The organism is Mesorhizobium sp. LNJC391B00 (assembly GCF_000502535.1).
Taxonomy (GTDB): Bacteria; Pseudomonadota; Alphaproteobacteria; order Rhizobiales; family Rhizobiaceae; genus Mesorhizobium.
The window spans coordinates 95,644-113,577 of record NZ_AYWI01000010.1 but is presented as its reverse complement, the minus strand read 5'-3'; the positions used below and the strand labels follow the sequence as shown (position 1 = coordinate 113,577).

General features: G+C 62.7%; 18 protein-coding genes and 1 tRNA gene. 10 read left to right on the top strand and 9 right to left on the bottom strand.

The annotated features are described in order from the left end of the window. Window positions 1–222: 222 nt before the first annotated feature. Window positions 223–299: transfer RNA gene (locus X750_RS142185), tRNA-Arg, on the bottom strand. Window positions 300–494: 195 nt separating this feature from the next. Further along, window positions 495–2,027: a HAMP domain-containing sensor histidine kinase gene (locus tag X750_RS142190; protein WP_023672265.1), complete on the bottom strand. Its 1,533-nt coding sequence runs from the start codon at window positions 2,025–2,027 to the stop codon at window positions 495–497. Window positions 2,028–2,371: 344 nt separating this feature from the next. Here X750_RS142190 and rpmH point away from each other — a divergent pair, with 344 nt between their 5' ends. From rpmH to yihA, 6 genes are all read left to right on the top strand, one after another. Beyond that, entirely contained in the window at window positions 2,372–2,506 is a 135-nt protein-coding gene (gene rpmH / locus X750_RS0133475) for a 50S ribosomal protein L34 (RefSeq protein WP_008833937.1), read from the top strand. Window positions 2,507–2,522: 16 nt separating this feature from the next. Further along, window positions 2,523–2,876 (top strand): ribonuclease P protein component, encoded by a 354-nt coding sequence (rnpA, locus tag X750_RS142195; RefSeq protein WP_023693018.1) that lies wholly within the window; start codon window positions 2,523–2,525, stop codon window positions 2,874–2,876. A gap of 14 nt (window positions 2,877–2,890) precedes the next feature. Beyond that, on the top strand, window positions 2,891–4,705 hold the full coding sequence (gene yidC / locus X750_RS142200) for a membrane protein insertase YidC (protein ID WP_023748266.1): 1,815 nt from the start codon (window positions 2,891–2,893) through the stop codon (window positions 4,703–4,705). A gap of 339 nt (window positions 4,706–5,044) precedes the next feature. After that, window positions 5,045–5,611, top strand: a complete 567-nt coding sequence (locus X750_RS142205; protein ID WP_023748265.1) for a fasciclin domain-containing protein — start codon at window positions 5,045–5,047, stop codon at window positions 5,609–5,611. Between the two features lie 319 nt (window positions 5,612–5,930). Further along, window positions 5,931–6,569: a CatB-related O-acetyltransferase gene (locus tag X750_RS142210; RefSeq protein WP_023748264.1), complete on the top strand. Its 639-nt coding sequence runs from the start codon at window positions 5,931–5,933 to the stop codon at window positions 6,567–6,569. Further along, a complete protein-coding gene (gene yihA / locus X750_RS142215) occupies window positions 6,566–7,225 on the top strand; it encodes a ribosome biogenesis GTP-binding protein YihA/YsxC (protein WP_023703785.1) in 660 nt (219 codons plus the stop codon). The genes X750_RS142210 and yihA overlap by 4 nt, the downstream gene beginning before the upstream one ends. Window positions 7,226–7,288: 63 nt before the next feature. On the opposite strand, the gene X750_RS142220 is transcribed toward yihA, so the two are convergent. Continuing rightward, on the bottom strand, window positions 7,289–8,032 hold the full coding sequence (locus X750_RS142220) for a TetR/AcrR family transcriptional regulator (protein WP_023748263.1): 744 nt from the start codon (window positions 8,030–8,032) through the stop codon (window positions 7,289–7,291). Window positions 8,033–8,179: 147 nt separating this feature from the next. On the opposite strand from X750_RS142220, the gene X750_RS142225 reads away from it, so the two are divergent. After that, entirely contained in the window at window positions 8,180–9,361 is a 1,182-nt protein-coding gene (locus tag X750_RS142225) for an HlyD family secretion protein (RefSeq protein WP_023696024.1), read from the top strand. A gap of 119 nt (window positions 9,362–9,480) precedes the next feature. Further along, entirely contained in the window at window positions 9,481–11,082 is a 1,602-nt protein-coding gene (locus X750_RS142230) for a DHA2 family efflux MFS transporter permease subunit (RefSeq protein ID WP_023748262.1), read from the top strand. A gap of 116 nt (window positions 11,083–11,198) precedes the next feature. Here the strand turns inward: X750_RS142230 and X750_RS142235 are convergent, their stop codons facing one another. From X750_RS142235 to X750_RS142255, 5 genes are all read right to left on the bottom strand, one after another. Further along, window positions 11,199–12,746 (bottom strand): FAD-dependent monooxygenase, encoded by a 1,548-nt coding sequence (locus X750_RS142235; RefSeq protein ID WP_023750785.1) that lies wholly within the window; start codon window positions 12,744–12,746, stop codon window positions 11,199–11,201. Between the two features lie 151 nt (window positions 12,747–12,897). Then, the gene (gene msrB, locus X750_RS142240; protein ID WP_023703789.1) at window positions 12,898–13,392 is read right to left on the bottom strand and encodes a peptide-methionine (R)-S-oxide reductase MsrB; all 495 of its coding nucleotides are present in this window, start codon (window positions 13,390–13,392) and stop codon (window positions 12,898–12,900) included. Window positions 13,393–13,603: 211 nt separating this feature from the next. Next, a complete protein-coding gene (locus tag X750_RS142245) occupies window positions 13,604–14,161 on the bottom strand; it encodes a fasciclin domain-containing protein (protein ID WP_023693011.1) in 558 nt (185 codons plus the stop codon). Window positions 14,162–14,385: 224 nt separating this feature from the next. After that, entirely contained in the window at window positions 14,386–15,108 is a 723-nt protein-coding gene (locus tag X750_RS142250) for an anti-sigma factor (RefSeq protein ID WP_023703790.1), read from the bottom strand. Beyond that, window positions 15,105–15,644 carry a sigma-70 family RNA polymerase sigma factor gene (locus X750_RS142255; RefSeq protein ID WP_023673234.1) on the bottom strand — a complete coding sequence of 180 codons (540 nt, stop codon included), beginning with the start codon at window positions 15,642–15,644 and terminating at the stop codon, window positions 15,105–15,107. The genes X750_RS142250 and X750_RS142255 overlap by 4 nt, the downstream gene beginning before the upstream one ends. A gap of 301 nt (window positions 15,645–15,945) precedes the next feature. On the opposite strand from X750_RS142255, the gene X750_RS142260 reads away from it, so the two are divergent. Further along, window positions 15,946–16,287 carry an amidase family protein gene (locus X750_RS142260; RefSeq protein WP_023703791.1) on the top strand — a complete coding sequence of 114 codons (342 nt, stop codon included), beginning with the start codon at window positions 15,946–15,948 and terminating at the stop codon, window positions 16,285–16,287. 77 nt (window positions 16,288–16,364) lie between these two features. Next, the gene (gene argB, locus X750_RS142265) at window positions 16,365–17,258 is read left to right on the top strand and encodes an acetylglutamate kinase (RefSeq protein ID WP_013528489.1); all 894 of its coding nucleotides are present in this window, start codon (window positions 16,365–16,367) and stop codon (window positions 17,256–17,258) included. 42 nt (window positions 17,259–17,300) lie between these two features. Here the strand turns inward: argB and X750_RS142270 are convergent, their stop codons facing one another. Next, a complete protein-coding gene (locus X750_RS142270) occupies window positions 17,301–17,699 on the bottom strand; it encodes a RidA family protein (protein ID WP_023748261.1) in 399 nt (132 codons plus the stop codon). Between the last annotated feature and the right edge of the window lie 235 nt (window positions 17,700–17,934).

Genomic DNA, 17,934 nt, shown 5'->3' with positions numbered 1-17,934 from the left:
CCGGCCCATTTCAAGAACACCGCAGCGCGTTGATGAGCACAGTTAGTGCGGCAGGCTGATGCTGGCGACTGGGGTAATACATGAAGAAGCCTGGAATAGGCGGCGTCCAGTTCTCCAGCACTCGAATGAGGCGGTGCTCGGCAACGTGTTCCGCGACCTGCTCTTCATATGTGAGGCCAAGACCGGCTAGCGGATCGCAGGAAATCACAGTTTCGGCGGAAATGGCGCGCCCGAAGAGATTCGAACTCCTGACCCCCAGATTCGTAGTCTGGTGCTCTATCCAGCTGAGCTACGGGCGCGCAACAGGCCATGCTTTACATAGCCCCGCTAACCGATCCTGACGACCGGCCGCGACAAGACGTGTTCCCTAGCGACTGAATTTCCGAAAAGCAAGCCAATCCGGCAAAAGTTTTGTCGCAGCTGCTTTCGACGGTGCCGATCAAAGGGGTGCTGAGATTCAGCTCAGTCCGGCTTCGGCTGAATATCAATACAGCTCAGGCAGGGCGGCGCAGGCCGTTGCGGGCCTGGTCGAGGCGGACCGGCTGGTCGGGGATGGTGACGGCGAAGGTGGTGCGGCCGCCGATCGATTCGACCAGTTCCACCGTGCCGCCATGGGCGCGGATCAGCTCGTGCGCGATGGCCAGGCCAAGGCCGGTGCCGCCGCTGCGGGCCGAGCCTCGAAACGCCGCGAACAGGTTTTCTCGCGCCTTCGCCGGCAGGCCGGGACCGGTGTCGGTGACAATGATGCGGCTTACGCTGCCTATGCGCTCGGCCGATACGGCGAGCCGGCGCACCAGCGCGCTCTCGGCGTCGGCCGCCATCGCCTGCACCGCGTTTCGGCACAGATTGGTGAGCACGCGAAACAGCTGGTCGGAATCGGCATCGACCTCGAAGGCGAGCTCGACGGCATTGACGAATTCGATGCCGTCCTCGATGTCGAGCAGGCCGTGGACGTCGTCGACCAGCTGGCGCAGCCGCAAGCGGCGGCGTGAGGGCGCCGGCTCCTGTGTGCGGCCATAGTGGAGCACACCTTCGGAATAGGAGACGGCGCGGTCGAGCGCGCGCAACAGCTTTGGCGCGAAGGCCTGCACCGTCGGGTCCTTGACCAGGCGCAGGCGGTCCGACATCAGTTGCGCCGAGGCCAGGATGTTGCGCATGTCATGGTTGATCTTGGAGACGGCGAGGCCAAGATCGGCAAGATGCTTCTGCTCCGACAGCATCTTTTGCAGCCGTTCCTGCATCTGCGACAGTTCGCGCTCGGCAACGCCGATCTCGTCGGCACGGGCGGCCGGGTGGATGATGCGCCCTGGATCGTCGGGCGCCTCGGAGAAGGACAGCATCGAGCGCGTCATGGTGCGGATCGGGCCGATCATGATCAGGTCGATCGCGGCATAGACCAGCATTGCGGTGAACAGCGAGATCAGCAGCGAGACGAAGGCGACGTTGCGCGAATAGCGCAGCATGGCGTTGCGGAGGGAATAGTCGGGCATGATCAGCTCGAATTCCTTGTCGCTGTCGCCGACCGGGCCGAACACCCGCAGCATGCGCTTGCCGCCGAAGAACAGCGTATCCAGCGCCCCGGTCATGCCCTTGATCATGCCGACATTGGCGATGTCGATGTGCTCGTCGACCTGCGGCGGCATCTCGGCCACCACCAGCAGGCGCGATACGCCGCCGTCGCGCACCGCGATCGCCTTGGCGCCGATTGCCATCAGCACGTCGTTCTGGGCGGCGCGGGAGAGCGAATTGGGCTCACCCTGCACCAGCACGATCGACACCGCGGCAGCGGTGCTTAGCCTCTCCTTCAGCCAGGCCAGGCGGTAGCTGGCGATCCAGGGCAGGAAAATGAGGACTTCGGCCAGGAGCACGAAGACAATGGTGAGCAAGAGCAGCTTGGTCGACAGGCCGCGCGCCAAGGGCACTGAACGATTGGGCACCGAACGGCTCGCAACCGGGCGAACGGTCGCCGGGCTGGCATCGGCTGTCGCCGGGCCGCTCCCTTCATCCGCTGATGCAACTTCGCTCATTAAGGCCTGTCTTCACAAACGCTTGATCGGTTGAGATTAGGTGATTGCGGCTTTTTTGCCAATTTCATCCTTCGTTGGACGATGGCGCCAGCAATAAAAATAGCCTCGAACTGAGTGTTCGCGCCGCGACGAACGGGGTGTCGCGTCGTGACGAACTGGCAGTTCGCACTGCGACGAACTGGTATTCGCGCCGGATTGACTCCCAAAACCCTTCTTTCTATAAGCCGCTCACGCTCGGGCCATTCGTCCCGGCGCGGTTTCGATCGCGCCAATGCCGGCCCGGCAAAGCTCCTGTTACACAGTGACAGAATCAAGAAGGGCCGCACCCCGCGGTATTAAAACAAATGAAGCGTACCTACCAACCGTCCAAACTCGTCCGCAAACGCCGGCACGGTTTCCGTGCTCGCATGGCCACCAAGGGTGGTCGCGGCGTCGTCGCAGCTCGCCGCAACCGCGGCCGCAAGCGGCTCAGCGCCTGAACGGAAGACGAGATCGTTGCCCGCAACCGGCAAGCCAGTGGGACCAAACCCCAAGCGGCTTCTGAAACGTGCGGAATTCCTGGCCGTCCGCCGCGGTGAAAAGCGGCGCGGGCGGCTTTTTCTCGTTGAAGTTCTCGACCGCAAAGACGGCCTGCCGCCGCGCGTCGGCTTCACCGTCACCAAGAGGGTCGGCAATGCGGTTGTGCGCAACCGCGTCAGGCGGCGGCTGAAAGAAGCCGTGCGCACCCATGCCGCAAGTGACATGGCGCCCGGCAATGACTATGTCATCGTCGGGCGTGAAGACGTGCTCACCATTCCGTTCGGCCAGTTGAAGGCCGAACTCTCCCGCCGTCTCAGCGGAACACGATAGGCCAAGGGCTTTCGATGGAAAACAACCGGAACTTCTACATCACCATCGTCTTGTCGGTGCTGATCCTCGGGCTATGGCAATATTTCTATGTGCTGCCGCGCAGCGAACAGCAGCGCGAGGCGGCCCGCATCGAAGAGCAGCGGGCGGCGGAGCAGAAGAAGGCGGCCGAGGCCGCCAACCCCGGCGGCACGCCGGCGCCCGCAGCGCCCGGCGCCATTCCAAACGCGCCCGGCACCTATGTCACGACGCCGGAAGGCCGCGCGCAGGAAGTGGCCAAGACGGCCCGCGTCAACATCGACACGCCGAGCCTGTCGGGCTCGATCAACCTCACCGGCGCCCGCCTCGACGACCTAAAGCTCAAGCACTACACCGAAACGGTCGACAAGACATCGCCGCAGATCCAGCTGCTCAATCCGCAGGCGCTGCCCACCGGCTATTATGCCGAGATCGGCTTTGTCGGCAGCGACACGACCGGCACGGTGCCGGGCCCGGAAACGGTCTGGAGCGTCGACGGCAATGCGACGCTGACGCCGGCGACGCCAGTGACGCTGACCTTCACCAACGACAAGGGCCTGACCTTCAAGCGCACGATCTCCGTCGACGGCGACTACATGTTCACCGTTTCCGATGCGGTGCAGAATTCAGGCTCGGCCCCGGTCACGCTGTCCAATTACGGCCGCGTCATCCGTTTCGACAAGCCAGCCATTGCCAGCTCCTATGTGCTGCATGAAGGCCTGATCGGCGTCACCGGCACGGAAGGCCTGCAGGAGCACAAATACGCCGACATCGAGAAGAACAAGCTGTATACGCCGAGCAAATCGACCGATGGCTGGCTTGGCATCACCGACAAATACTGGGCGGTCACCCTGGTGCCGACCGAGAAGCAGCCGTTCCAGCCGCACTATGCCTATTACGACAATGGCCGCCCGCGCTACCAGTCGGACTTCCTCACCGACCCGATCACCATTGCCGCCGGCCAGTCGGCGACGGTGGAGACCGAGATCTTCGCCGGCGCCAAGGAAGTCAACAAGATCAACGCCTACGCCCAGGACCGGCAGATCAGGCTGTTCGACCGGCTGATCGATTGGGGGTGGTTCATCTGGATCACCAAGCCGATGTTCTACCTGATCGACACGCTGTACAAATTCTTCGGCAATTTCGGCTTGGCCATCCTTGCCACCACGGTCGTCGTCAAAACCCTCTTCTTCCCGCTCGCCAACAAATCCTATGCGTCGATGGCGAACATGAAGAAGGTGCAGCCCAAGATGCTCGAGATCCGCGAGAAATACGCGGACGACAAGATGAAGCAGCAACAGGCGATGATGGAGCTGTACAAGACCGAGAAGATCAATCCGCTCGCCGGCTGCTGGCCGGTGGCACTGCAGATCCCGGTGTTCTTCTCGCTCTACAAGGTGCTCTACATCACCATCGAGATGCGGCACGCGCCGTTCTTCGGCTGGATCCAGGATCTGGCGGCGCCCGATCCGACCTCGGTCTTCAACCTGTTCGGCCTGCTGCCCTTCGCGCCGCCGGCATTCCTGCCGCATATGGGTGCCTGGGCGGTGGTCATGGGCATCACCATGTTCCTGCAGATGCGCATGAACCCGACGCCGCCGGATCCGACGCAGGCGCAGATCTTCACCTGGATGCCGGTGATCTTCACCTTCATGATGGGCAGCTTCCCGGCCGGCCTCGTCATCTACTGGGCCTGGAACAACACGCTGTCGATCCTGCAGCAGGGCGTGATCATGAAGCGCCAGGGCGCCAAGATCGAATTGTGGGACAATTTGGCGGCGCTGTTCCGAAAGAAACCATCGCCGGCTGAATAGAAGGCGTGGCAATCAAAGCCCCGGCTCGTCCGGTGTTTTTTGTGGACGAGGCGCGCATCACGTTCCCGTGAGGCGCGAAACTTGCGGCGTGCATCCGGCGTGGCTGCTGCTGTACCGCCAAGGCCGATCAACACCGATCAGCCCTAATCCGAAGACCGCTGTTTTTGATCCGCGACCCCGTCATGTCCATCGCGGGGATGCGGCTCGTGGGATGGGCATTCGCCTTTAAGTATCTGTTATTATTATTGTTTTTTACTCTGTATCGAAACTTTCCGGCAGTCGCCGCGTAACTCTTCCCGACAATCGAATCAACAATTGTCGCACCAGAAGGGTTCTCCAATGGCAAAGTCCATCCTCAAGGCATTCTGCTTTTCCGCCGGCCTGGCTCTATCGGGCCTCGCAGCGACGACGGCCTATACGCTCGCCAATCCCGCCGTTGGCGGCGCTGCGATGCTGACCTCCAAGAACATCGTCGAGAACGCCCTCAACTCGCCGATCCACAAGACGCTGGTTGCCGCCGTCAAGGCCGCCGGCCTGGTCGACACGCTGGAAAGCGCGGGACCCTTCACGGTGTTTGCGCCGACCGATTCCGCCTTCAAGAAACTGCCGGCCGGCACCGTCGCCACGCTGGTGAAGCCCGAAAACAAGAACAAGCTGACCAATATCCTGACGGCCCATGTCGTGGCCGGAAAGATCTCGGCCAAGGAGATGATGACCAAGGCCAAGGCGATGGGCGGCAAGTATGAGATGAAGACCGTCAGCGGCGACACGCTGATCGCCGAGGTCAAGGGCGGCTCGCTCTACATCGTCGACGAGTCCGGCGGCGCCGCCAAGGTGACGGTCGCCGACGTCAACCAGTCGAACGGCGTCATCCACGTCGTCAACAAGGTGCTGTTGCCGAAGTAACGGCTTTACGCAACGGGGAATGACGGCGGGCTGCGACGGGCTTTCTCGGTCTGCCTTCCCCACCTCACGGCGAGGTGCCATTCTTTTGAAGCCGTCTTCGACACCACCGGGGTCCTGCTTGTCCTTCGCAGGGCCCCGTTTTTTTGGGTTTCAGGGCGCCTTAGCCGACGGCGGCGGTCGACCTGATCGTGATCTGCCGCGGCACGAACTGAACATCGAAGCCCAGCAGGGCTCGCTCATCGGGCGATTGGTGCTATAGGGCGGATCACGCCATCTTGAATGGCGGCTTTAATTTGCGCCACTCTCGACGGATCTCGCCATGGACGGACCCAACCCAGACATCAAACACCCGATCCCGATGCACACCCGCGTCGGCTTCCTCAAGCCCCTGGTCACCGCGCCGAATATCGAGATCGGCGAGTTCACCTACTATGACGATCCTGACGGACCGGACAAATTCGCCGAGCGATGCGTGCTGCATCATTATCCCTTCATCGGCGACAAGCTGATCATCGGCAAGTTCTGCGCCATCGCCGAGGGCGCGCGCTTCATCATGAACGGCGCCAACCATGCCATGTCCGGCTTTTCCACCTATCCGTTCAACATTTTCGGCCATGGCTGGGAGCAAGGCTTCGACCCGAAGACGTGGTCGCAGGAACTGCGCGGCGATACGGCGGTCGGCAATGATGTATGGATCGGCATGGATGCGGTGATCATGCCCGGCGTGTCGGTCGGCAATGGCGCCATCGTGGCGGCGAAATCGGTGGTGACGCACGACGTGCCGGCCTATGCGATCGTCGCCGGCAATGCGGCAAAGGTGGTGAAGATGCGTTTCGACGACAGGACGGTCAGGCGGCTGCTTTCCGTGGCGTGGTGGAACTGGCCGGTGGACAAGATCGGCCGCAACCTCAACGCCATTCGGGGCGCAGATATTTCCAGGCTGGAGGCAGCGACTTGAACGCCTTGGGCAACACCGTCATCGGCACCGACCTGTTCACCAAGGGGTGGATCTTCATCCGCGGCGTGCCGGCGATGAAGTTCCTGCCGCCGGAGGGGCCGCCGGAGATCGCCTTTGCCGGCCGCTCCAATGTCGGCAAGTCGTCGCTGATCAATGCGCTGGTCGGCCATAACGGGCTGGCGCGCACCTCCAACACGCCGGGGCGCACGCAGGAGCTCAACTATTTCGTGCCGGGCGGGTTTTCCGGCGAAGGCGCCGACCTGCCGCCAATGGCGCTGGTCGACATGCCGGGCTACGGCTATGCCAGCGCGCCGAAGGAAAAGGTCGACGACTGGACCAAGCTGGTCTTCGATTATCTCAAGGGCCGCGTGACGCTGAAGCGGGTCTATGTGCTGATCGATTCCCGCCATGGCATCAAAGCCAAGGACGACGAAGTGCTGTCGCTGCTCGACAAGGCGGCGGTGTCCTACCAGATCGTGCTGACCAAGACCGACAAGATCAAGGCCGCCGGCGTGCCGCGGCTGATCGAAGAGACATTACTGAAGATCAAGAAGCGGCCGGCGGCGTTTCCGTTCGTGCTCGCCACGTCGTCGGAAAAGGGCGAGGGTCTGGACGAACTGCGCGCGGCGATCGTGCTGGCGGCCAATGGCGGTTAAAAGCAACTCCAGGAAGTGTGAAGCGGTTTTCCGTCCGGAGTTGCGAAAAAAGACCTTGGCTAACTAGGCCTTTGCCTTTGGCTTCGCCTCCACAGCGATCATCTGGTGGCTTTCTTCCTCGGCAAGCTTTTCGGTGCCGTAGGACTTCAGGAACAGGCTGACGCCCGACCGCACGATGTGGTCGATTTCATCCTGGCTCGGCGCCTTGGTGCGGTAGGCGAAGATGCACTGGCGAAACAGGCCGGCGAGGCACAGTTCGGTGAATTGATAGGCGGCAAGATCGACATCATCGATCTTGAGCAGGCCGCGTTCGATGGCTGCATTGAGGAACTTGACCACCTTGTCGTGGCCGCGTTTGGGGCCGCGTTCGTAAAACCGCGCGCCCATGTCGGGTATCCTGTCGGAAGCGCCGATCACGGTGCGTTGCGCCTGGATGACCTTGGCCGAGGTGATCTTCATCGACAGCACCTTGCCGAATTTCACCAGCGTCTGGCGCAGATCGTCAGCTCGGTCGAGCATGTCGTACATGTTCTTGAAGATGGTGCCGCGCTCTTCCTCGATCAGCGCCTCGAACAGCTCTTCCTTGTTGGCGAAGTAGACATAGATCGTGCCCTTGGAGACGCCGGCCTCGCGGGTAATGTCGTTCATCGACGCCGCTTCGAAGCCCTTGTCGATGAACACGCGCCGCGCGCCCTCGATAATCTGGCTGCGCTTGACCGGATCCTGGCCCGCCGCCGGGCGGCCGCGACGCGCACTATCCAGCACATCGCACGGATCATTTTCGACGTCGGGTAACGTGTCGGCCATTAAAGTCACACCTCGCGAAAATAATTCGAACCGAGCGGTTCGATTGCTCTTGATATGGGCCTGCTTTAGCGCTATGTCAACGTTCACATCGAACCGAACGGTTCAGTATAACACATTTTCCTTATATAGCTACGGTAGCGAGATATCATGTCCTCGAACACGCCAACCACCGCCGAAGTCCGCCCCTTTCCCAACGCCAAGGTCTCGCCGGTTATCGAAGCGCCGGAAGCGCCCATCAAGCCTGCCGCCGAAGTTTTGGCCGAGGTGCCGGCCAAGAAAAAGCGGTCGGCTCGCTCGTTCATGCTGCCGATCGTCGGCCTCGCTCTGCTCAGCGCCGGCGCCTGGTATGGCTATAATTACTGGACCGACGGCCGGTTCCTGATCTCGACCGACGATGCCTATGTCCAGGCCGACATGTCGTTCGTCTCGCCGAAGATTTCCGGCTATGTCGATCAAGTCAAGGTCTCGGAGAACCAGCAGGTCAAGGCCGGCGATCCGCTGCTGACGATCGACGACGGCGACTACAGAATAGCCGTTGCCCAGGCGGAGGCGCAGATCGCCACGCTGGCCAAGACGCTCGACCGTATCGACGCGCAGACCAAGGCGGCGCACGCTTCGCTGCAACAGGCGCAGGCGCAGAAGGTCGCCGACCAGGCGGCAGCCGACAATGCCGCTCGTGCCCAGCAGCGCGCCGCGCAACTGGTCAAGACGCATGTCGGCACGCAGGCGCAATTGGACGACGCCCAGACCGCTCTCGACCAGGCCAATGCAGCCCTTGTCGGCGCCGACGCGCAGATTGCAGCCGCACAGGCCAATATCGGCGTGTTCGAAGCGCAGCGCGCCGAATCGGCCAGCACGCTGGCTTCGCTGCGGCTGAACCGCGACAAGGCCGCCCGCGATCTTTCCTTCACCGTGCTCAAGGCGCCATATGACGGCGTCGTCGGCAACCGCTCGGTCGAGCAGGGCGACCTCGTCAGCCCCGGCCAGAAGCTCGCCGTCGTGGTGCCGCTGGACAAGCTCTACATCGTTGCCAACTTCAAGGAGACGCAGCTGGCCAAGCTGGTGCCCGGCGAGAAGGTGCGGGTCTCGGTGGACGCCACGGACGGCCATGATTTCGAAGGCACGGTGTCGTCGCTGGCGCCGGCTTCGGGTGCGGTGTTCTCGCTGCTGCCGCCGGAAAATGCCACCGGCAACTTCACCAAGGTGGTGCAGCGCATCCCGGTTCGCATCGACGTGCCGGCCGATGTGCTGAAGGCCGGCAGGCTGCGCGCCGGCCTGAGCGTCGTCGTCGCCGTCGACAGCCGCACGGCTCCGGCCGCGGCGAACTGAGCGAAAGCCGGGAGCAATACCATGGCAACCGCANGCGCGCCGGCCTGAGCGTCGTCGTCGCCGTCGACAGCCGCACGGCTCCGGCCGCGGCGAACTGAGCGAAAGCCGGGAGCAATACCATGGCAACCGCAACCATAACAGCAGGAGCGGCGCCGGCGCCTGCCATGCCGGCGGTGCCGACGACCATCTCGACGCGCCGCCTCATCGCCTTCCTGGCGATGGTGTTCGGCATGTTCATGGCGATCCTCGACATCCAGATCGTCTCAGCCTCGCTGGCCGAGATCCAGGCCGGCCTCAGCGCCAGTTCCGATGAAATCCCATGGGTGCAGACCGCCTATCTGATCGCCGAAGTGGTGATGATCCCGCTGTCGGGCTTCCTCAGCCGGATGCTGTCGACGCGCGTGCTGTTTGCAGGCGCCGCGGCCGGCTTCACGGCGGCCAGCGCGCTGGCCGCGACCGCCACCAACATCGACCAGATGATCGTCTACCGCGCCATCCAGGGCTTTATCGGCGGCGGCATGATCCCGAGCGTTTTCGCCGCCGCCTTCACCATCTTCCCGCCGTCGCGCCGCGCCATGGTGTCGCCGATGATCGGCCTGGTGGCGACGCTGGCGCCGACCATCGGCCCGACCGTCGGCGGCTATATCAGCCATGCCATGTCGTGGCACTGGCTGTTCCTCATCAATGTCATTCCAGGCATTCTGGTGACGGTCACGACCTGGACCCTGATCGATTTCGACAAGCCCAATCTCGGCCTGTTCAGCAAGTGCGACTGGTGGGGCCTTGCCGGCATGGCGGCGTTTCTCGGCTGCATGGAATATGTGCTCGAGGAGGGTCCGAACCATGACTGGCTGCAGGAACAGGCCGTGTTCATCTGCGCCATCATCATGGTTGTCGGTGCGGCGCTGTTCTTCTGGCGTGCCTTCACCGCCGAGGAGCCGATCGTCGATCTCAGGGCCTTCACCAACGTCAATTTCGCCTTCGGTTCGCTGTTCTCTTTCGTCATCGGCATCGGCCTGTACGGTCTGACCTATCTCTACCCGGTGTTCCTCGGGCGCATCCGCGGCTACGATTCCATGATGATCGGCGAAGCCTTGTTCGTCAGCGGCCTGGCGATGTTCGTCACTGCGCCGATTTCCGGCATCCTGTCGAGCAAGATGGATTTGCGCATCATGATGATGATCGGGCTGTTCGGTTTCGCTGCCGGCACATGGTGGATGACGCATCTGACCGCCGACTGGGATTTCTGGGAATTGCTGATCCCGCAGATCCTGCGCGGCAGCTCGATGATGCTGTGCATGGTGCCGATCAACAACATTGCGCTCGGCACCTTGCCGCCGGACCGGCTGAAGAACGCGTCGGGCCTGTTCAACCTGACCCGCAACCTCGGCGGTGCGGTCGGCCTTGCCGTCATCAACACCGTGCTGATCGATCGCAGCGCCTTCCACTACGCCAGGCTGTCCGAACATGTGGAATGGGGCAGTGCGGCGGCGCAGGCCAAGCTGCAGAACATGACGCTCGACTTCCAGCAGACTCCCGGCCTCGACGCCACCAAGGCGGCGATCTCCAAACTGTCGGGCATGGTCCAGCAGCAGGCGTCGCTGCTGTCGTTCATGGATGTGTTCACCATGCTGACCGTGCTGTTCGCGACCATGGCGGTCTTCACCCTGGTCATCGCCAAGCCGGCGCCGCCCGCGGGCAGCGGTGGCGGAGGCCATTGAGCGCGCCGGATCCCCGCCTGGCGCCCTCATGTGTGACCCCGGAAATCACCCCCGATTTCCGGGGTCACGCTTAAGCATCGATCGTTGTCAAGCTCCTTGGTCGAACACCCGGCGCGCTATGCTGCGGCAGGCGGCCCAAACCATTTGGTCAGCGAGTCGGTTAGCCCGGCTGCTTCAGGGCCGCCGACCCAGGCCACATAACCGTCAGGCCGGACCAGCACTGCGCGTGGGGCTTCGACTGCCCCCAGCACCGGAAGCTCCCATGCGCCATCGTAGCTGGCGTCGACCAGCTGAATCCGCTCCACCCACGGGCCGATACCAAAAGCGCCGGGCTCACCAAGATTAAGCAGCAGCGGCCGAGCGTCGTGCAGCAGGGCGAAAACCGGCAGCGGACCGGCAGCGGTGACGAGGTCGAGATCCGGCATGCGACGCCCCAGCAGCGGATGCCCCTCGCCAAGATCGTAGTGGATGTCCAGGCCGGATAACATGCCGGCAAAACGCTTGCGCGGTTCTTCCATGCCGAGAAGTTCCGACACTGTATCGCGCAGCGCTTTGGTGCGCTCGTCTTCGCGACGGAGCACGACCGACGCCATGGTGTTTTTCATCACACGCGCGGCAATCGGGTGGCGCTCTGCCTGGTAGCTGTCGAGCAGGCTTTCGGGCGCAGTTTTCCTGACCACCTGGGCAAGTTTCCAGCCCAGATTGACCGCGTCCTGCACGCCGGTCTGCAGCCCCTGTCCACCGTCCGGTGGATGCACATGCGCGGCGTCGCCGGCCAGCAGCACCCGCCCCTTGCGGTATGCGGCTGCCTGCCGGGTCATGTCGGTGAAGCGGGCCAGCGATGTCGGATTGTGGACGCCATAATCGGTGCCGTAGACGGCAATGAGCGCCTCGCTGAGATCGCGCAAAGTTGGCTCGCCGCCAGCCCCGACCTCGCGCTCGGTCACCAGCACCCGTACCGTATCGTCTTCCAGTCTGCTGAGGCCGTGAATTCCGATGGCATCGCGGTGGATACCCCATTGCGGCTCTTCTGTTACCTCGATCTCGGCGATCAAATTGCTGGTTGTCGGCTCGGAACCGGGGAACTCTATGCCCCCCGCCTTGCGCACGAGGCTTCTGCCGCCGTCGCAGCCGACGAGATAATCGGCACGAAGCGACCCGCCATCGCTCAGCGCGACATCGACGCCGCCGCCATCCTGCACGAAGCCTGTCACCTCGCGGCCACGGTAGACCGTGACGCCAAGTTCATCGACCCAGCAGGCAAGGATGCGCTCTGTGTGCTTTTGCCACAGCGCCAGCCCGTAATTGTGGCGGGTGGGGAAGTCGCTGATATCAAGCGAAACGCCGGCGAAGCCTGCGACCTGTGCGGTCTGGCCTTGCGACAGGAACCGATCGGCAATGCCGCGCTGGTCGAAGATCTCGATGGTGCGCGAATGCAGGCCGCCCGAGCGCGCGCCGGCGAGGTCCTGGTTCTCGCGCCGCTCGACGATGGCGACATCGATGCCGGCCAGGGAAAGCTCGCCGCCCAGCATCAACCCGGTCGGGCCGCCGCCGGTGATCACCACGGAATGGGATATTCGCGGCCGGTCCGCATCAACACCGTCGGTCGATTTGGCGCTCGATTTGGGCTCGCCGTCGCGAGCCCGTGCTTTGGTTGGTTGCATAGGTTCTGGCCCTCTCGTTGGGGCTGCGGAATCTACGCATAAAAAGCCGTCTGCCAATTCTTGAAGTTGACTGTTTTCGCCCCAGTTCAAGAGATAAGAGGCGGTCGTCACGCCGGCTCCAAATCCCCACCCCGCTAAAGACGCCGAACGGTCAGGCAGTGGCCGGCTTGAAGCTGAGCGCAACGCCGTTGATGCAATGGCGCAGGCCGGTGGGTGCGGGACCGTCATCGAAGACATGGCCGAGATGACCGCCGCAGCGGCGGCAATGGACCTCGGTGCGGGTCATGCCCAGCGAACGGTCCTCGGTCTTGCCGACGGCGTTGGCAATCTCCTGCCAGAAGCTCGGCCAGCCGGTGCCGGACTCGAACTTGGTGTCTGAGGGGTAGACCGGCAGGTCGCAACCGGCGCAGGCGAAAATGCCCTTGCGATGCTCGTTCAGCAGCGGGCTGGTGCCGGGATACTCGGTGCCTTCCTTGCGCAGCACGTTGAAGGCTTCGTCGGACAGGATGGCGTGCCATTCGGTGTCGGTCTTGGTGACCTCGAAGGTTTCGGCAGCCTTAGCGGGCCCGCCCATGCGCAACGTTGCCGCCGCGCCGGCCACGGCAGCGAGGGCGGCGCCGCTCAAAAGCAAATCTCGACGGTTCATGACAGAAATCCTCCTGCGGGTTGTTTTGCCAAATTTGGCCGCCACTGGAAAATCAAAAGCCGGTGACGGTTGTCCTGCAAACGAACGCTCCACACCGGCTCCGCGCTTGTTGCGGACGGGATGGAGCGCTCGGTCGTTTGCTCGGCCCACGGGGGCGGGGCCGCGCAATCTGCAGGAGCTTACCGCCTGTTCGTCGGCGGCAGGGGCTTTGTTACATCTTCGGCAGCAGGACCTTGTCGATGACGTGGATGACGCCGTTCGACTGCTCGACGTCGGCGATCGTCACATTGGCGACATTGCCGTTCTCGTCGGTCACGGTGACCTTGCCGCCATCAGCCTTGAGCGACAGCTCGCAGCCGCCGACCGTCTTGACCTTGTGGGTGCCGCCATCGGCCTTGGCCATCGAGGCGACATCGGCGCCCATCGCCTTGGCGCCGATGACATGGCAGGTCAGGATCTTGGTGAGCTTGTCCTTGTTCTCGGGCTTGAGCAGCGACTCGACCGTGCCAGCCGGAAGCGCGGCGAAGGCCTCATTGGTCGGCGCGAACACGGTGAACGGGCCGGCGCCCTGCAGTGTCTCGACCAGGCCGGCAGCCTTGACGGCGGCGACCAGTGTCGTGTGATCCTTCGAATTGACGGCGTTCTCAACGATGTTCTTGTTGGCGTACATGGCGGCGCCGCCAACCATCGGATTCTCGGCATAGGCGATTGTGGCGAGGGCGGAGACGGCAATGGTACCGGCGAGCAAAAGGGTGGCGATTCTACGCATAGTGTTCGAACTCCTCGGGGTTATTGTTTCCTCTTTCGGGAACATGAGGAGATACGGAATAGAACTGCCTGAGTTTCCGCGCGCCGGGAAAAATTTATCCTTTATTTTGTCGCCGAATTATCTCCGGAGATCGAATCCGTAATCTCCAGCAGCGTATCCAAAACGAAAACAGCGGAAGATGTACTTCCGCTGTCTTCATTGTCACGTCATGATCTTACGATTTATCAGATGCCCTTCAGGTCGCCCGCGGCAACGACCGGTCCGGTCGGCTGTCCCGTCGTCGAACCGCCCGTCGGCTCGACGCTGACAGCAAGCACGGCGCCTTGCGCCAGCTTCTGCTGCACGGCCGGGGTAACCGGGATATGGGCGACCTGGCCGGCGGGGATGACGCCCATCGAGACCGGAGCATTCTTGCCTTCGATCATCCACAGTTCGAAGTCCTTGCCGGCGGCGCGTTCGCCCGAAACCAGCGACAGGCCGACATCGCGGCGGGAAGCGTCGTAGACGACAAGGTATTTGACATCGCTGCCTTCGGCAGCCAGCGAGGCGACGAGGCGCTCCTGCGGCACGACGACCGGCGACCTGACGTAAGGCACGGCGACATAGAGCACCAGGGCCGCGAGAGCCGCTGCGGTGAGGCCGCGCCAGAAGCTAAGGCTGGACCACAGGCTGCCGCTCGGGGCCGTCATCGACGCCGCGGTGGAGGAGAACAGCCGGCGATCGATAGCCGGCTTGATGGTGGCCGGCGGCTCTACCTCAGCATAAGCGGCAGCCATCGGCGAGAGGTTTACTTCCCAGGAATCGACGAGACGGGCAAAGCCGGTCTCCGCGTCGATGCGTCCGGAGGCTATCTGGCGCTCATCCGCCGGCAGCACGCCGAGAACGTATTCGGCTGCGAGCAGGTCGTCGCCTCCACGTTCCGGTCCATTTTCTTCTGCCAGGGTCATCTTTCCAGACATTCTCTAAGTTTCAACAGGCTGCGGCGCAGCCATGTCCGCATCGTGTTGAGCGGAACCTTGTGACGTTCCGCGAGCTCGGCGTAACTTTCGCCGTTCAAATAAGCACCCCGAACGGCTTGCGCCCGGTCTTGTTCCAACTCTTCAAGGCACTGATAGATGCGCTCGGATTCACCGCCCGCAACAACCATAGCCTCTGGCCCCGGACCGGGGTCAGCCACGTCGAGCGCGGCATCGATATCGGCAGCAGGCTTGCGTCGCGACCGGATGCGATCAATCGCATGATTGCGTGCTATGGCCACCAGCCAGGAGATTGGGCTGAGATCAGAAACAGCGAAACGATCCGCCTTCGTCCACACTTTGACGAAGACCTCTTGCAGCGCTTCTTCCGCATCTCCGCGATCCTTCAATACACGAAGGCACACGCCGAAAAGTTTCGCACTGGTTTGCCGGTAAAGCAGATCGAACGCAGTCCGATCCTTCATCGAGGTCCGGACAATCAGGGTGGAGATATCCTGCGGCGTCATACGGACAAGCTAAGCGATCACAATTTATTTGCAAAGGCAGAAATCTTGTTGTCCACGCAAACGATGTCCGCGCCCGATCGCCAGTAATCGCCGGTCGGTGCCAAGGAAATCGGCTGTCGTTAGCCTCCCGCAGAAAGGGGAACAGCAATGTCGGCCGAACGGATGCTGTGGGAGAACGATGCGACCGGCTTGGCGGAGCTGGTGCATAGAGGCGAATCTCGCCGCCGGACCTTGTCGATGCTGCGAGCGCGCGCGCCGAGGCAACCCGATCATTGTGCATCCGCCGCTTGCCTGAGGCGCCATGGGCCCGAAGGGGGCCGACGAGCTCATCGAAAACCTGCTCGACAAATTGCATCTGACCCGTCTCTTGGAGATCAGATCCCTGTTTGGGCAATTGATGGACAAGAGCCTGTGGTTCACCCACCGGCCGGCGATCCAGAATGTCAGCGGCCAGCCGTCGATCGCGCTGCCGGTCCATGTCACCGATGCCGGCCTGCCGCTTGGCATCCAGGCCGTCGGCCGCCCCGGCGACGAGCAGGACGCTTTTGTCGCTTGCCGCGCAGATGGAGAAGGTTTCCGGGTGGCTGACGCGGCGGGCGCCGCTCAAGGTGCCGGCCTGATCCGGCAGATTTCATCATCGTGATAGCAAAGCTGTTTGCGGCCTGGGCCAATTCCCGCTAAGACGCCGCCGTCCTTACCCGCATCCAGGGAACCATGCCGATGACGGAGATCACCGCCACCGCCGAAATGCAGGCCGCCCTGCTCTCGCGGGCCCTGCCCTATATGCAGCGCTACGAGCACAAGACGGTGGTGGTGAAATATGGCGGTCATGCCATGGGCGATATCGAGCTCGGCAAGGCTTTCGCCCGTGACATCGCGCTGCTGAAGCAGTCCGGCGTCAACCCGATCGTCGTCCATGGCGGCGGGCCGCAGATCGGCGCCATGCTGGCCAAGATGGGCATCGAATCCAAGTTCGAAGGCGGACTGCGCGTCACGGATCAGAAGACGGTCGAAATCGTCGAGATGGTGCTGGCCGGTTCGATCAACAAGGAGATCGTCGCGCTGATCAACGCCGAGGGCGAATGGGCGATCGGCCTGTGCGGCAAGGACGGCAACATGGTGTTCGCCGAAAAGGCTCGCAAGACCATGATCGACCCGGATTCCAACATTGAGCGTGTGCTCGATCTCGGTTTCGTCGGCGAACCGGTCGAAGTCGACCGCACCCTGCTCGACCTGCTGGCGCGCTCCGAAATGATCCCGGTGCTGGCGCCGGTGGCGCCCGGCCGCGATGGCCATACCTACAACATCAATGCCGACACCTTCGCCGGCGCCATCGCCGGCGCCTGCCAGGCGACGCGCCTTTTGTTCCTGACCGACGTGCCCGGCGTGCTCGACAAGAACAAGAAGCTGATCGACGAGCTGACGGTGGCCGAAGCCAAGGCGCTGATCAAGGACGGCACGGTGTCGGGCGGCATGATCCCCAAAGTCGAGACCTGCATCGAGGCGATCGAGCGCGGCGTCGAAGGCGTCGTCATCCTCAACGGCAAGACGCCGCATGCGGTGCTGCTGGAATTGTTCACCGAACACGGCGCCGGCACGCTAATCGTGCCCTGATCGGCAACTGGCTTGGCGGCCAGTTGGTCGGCTGGCCAGCCCTTAGGCAGGCTGGGGCAGGCGCGCGATGACCTTTATCTCGAAGTCGAAGCCGGCTAACCAGTTGACGCCGACCGCCGTCCAATTGGTGTAGGGCGGTTCACCGAACACCTTCAGCCGAACGGCATCGATCACGGGCCATTGCGTTGGCGGATCGGTGTGGAAGGTGGTCACGTCGACTATATCGTCGAACGTGGCGCCCGTTGCTTTCAGCACTGCCGCGAGATTATCGAAGGCAAGCTGGACCTGCTTTTCGAAGACAGGTTCGGGCGACCCGTCCTCGCGGCTGCCGACCTGGCCCGAGACGAACAAAAGATCGCCCGATCGTATTGCAGCAGAATAGCGATTGATCTCATAGAGAGCCTGCCGGCCGGCAGGAAAGATTGCGTCACGTTTGGTCATTTTCTCTCCATTGTCCGGGTACTCACATACGTCCCGTATGCATGAGGTGGATACATACGCTGCGTATGTCAATACGCATGCGGTATTATCTACGAATGGCAGCGAGCCTGTCAGGGGCCGGCCGAGATCGCGACAGCCGCTTCGGCCGGCTTGCGCGACGGGCGCATGACGACCATGGATTCCTCATCGGCATCCTGCGGCGCGCCCCAGAACTCAGCCAGCGTCTGACCATCCT

Excerpts from the sequence above, each read along its gene's own strand:
- X750_RS142270 (WP_023748261.1), bottom strand. The coding sequence starts at position 17,699 with ATGACCAAACGTGACGCAATCTTTCCTGCCGGCCGGCAGGCTCTCTAT.
- X750_RS142260 (WP_023703791.1), top strand. The coding sequence starts at position 15,946 with ATGGGCCCGAAGGGGGCCGACGAGCTCATCGAAAACCTGCTCGACAAA.
- X750_RS142210 (WP_023748264.1), top strand. The coding sequence starts at position 5,931 with ATGGACGGACCCAACCCAGACATCAAACACCCGATCCCGATGCACACC.
- X750_RS142250 (WP_023703790.1), bottom strand. The coding sequence starts at position 15,108 with ATGACCCTGGCAGAAGAAAATGGACCGGAACGTGGAGGCGACGACCTG.
- X750_RS142245 (WP_023693011.1), bottom strand. The coding sequence starts at position 14,161 with ATGCGTAGAATCGCCACCCTTTTGCTCGCCGGTACCATTGCCGTCTCC.
- yidC (WP_023748266.1), top strand. The coding sequence starts at position 2,891 with ATGGAAAACAACCGGAACTTCTACATCACCATCGTCTTGTCGGTGCTG.
- argB (WP_013528489.1), top strand. The coding sequence starts at position 16,365 with ATGACGGAGATCACCGCCACCGCCGAAATGCAGGCCGCCCTGCTCTCG.
- rpmH (WP_008833937.1), top strand. The coding sequence starts at position 2,372 with ATGAAGCGTACCTACCAACCGTCCAAACTCGTCCGCAAACGCCGGCAC.
- X750_RS142205 (WP_023748265.1), top strand. The coding sequence starts at position 5,045 with ATGGCAAAGTCCATCCTCAAGGCATTCTGCTTTTCCGCCGGCCTGGCT.
- X750_RS142190 (WP_023672265.1), bottom strand. The coding sequence starts at position 2,027 with ATGAGCGAAGTTGCATCAGCGGATGAAGGGAGCGGCCCGGCGACAGCC.
- X750_RS142220 (WP_023748263.1), bottom strand. The coding sequence starts at position 8,032 with ATGGCCGACACGTTACCCGACGTCGAAAATGATCCGTGCGATGTGCTG.
- msrB (WP_023703789.1), bottom strand. The coding sequence starts at position 13,392 with ATGAACCGTCGAGATTTGCTTTTGAGCGGCGCCGCCCTCGCTGCCGTG.
- X750_RS142225 (WP_023696024.1), top strand. The coding sequence starts at position 8,180 with ATGTCCTCGAACACGCCAACCACCGCCGAAGTCCGCCCCTTTCCCAAC.
- X750_RS142255 (WP_023673234.1), bottom strand. The coding sequence starts at position 15,644 with ATGACGCCGCAGGATATCTCCACCCTGATTGTCCGGACCTCGATGAAG.
- X750_RS142230 (WP_023748262.1), top strand. The coding sequence starts at position 9,481 with ATGGCAACCGCAACCATAACAGCAGGAGCGGCGCCGGCGCCTGCCATG.
- X750_RS142235 (WP_023750785.1), bottom strand. The coding sequence starts at position 12,746 with ATGCAACCAACCAAAGCACGGGCTCGCGACGGCGAGCCCAAATCGAGC.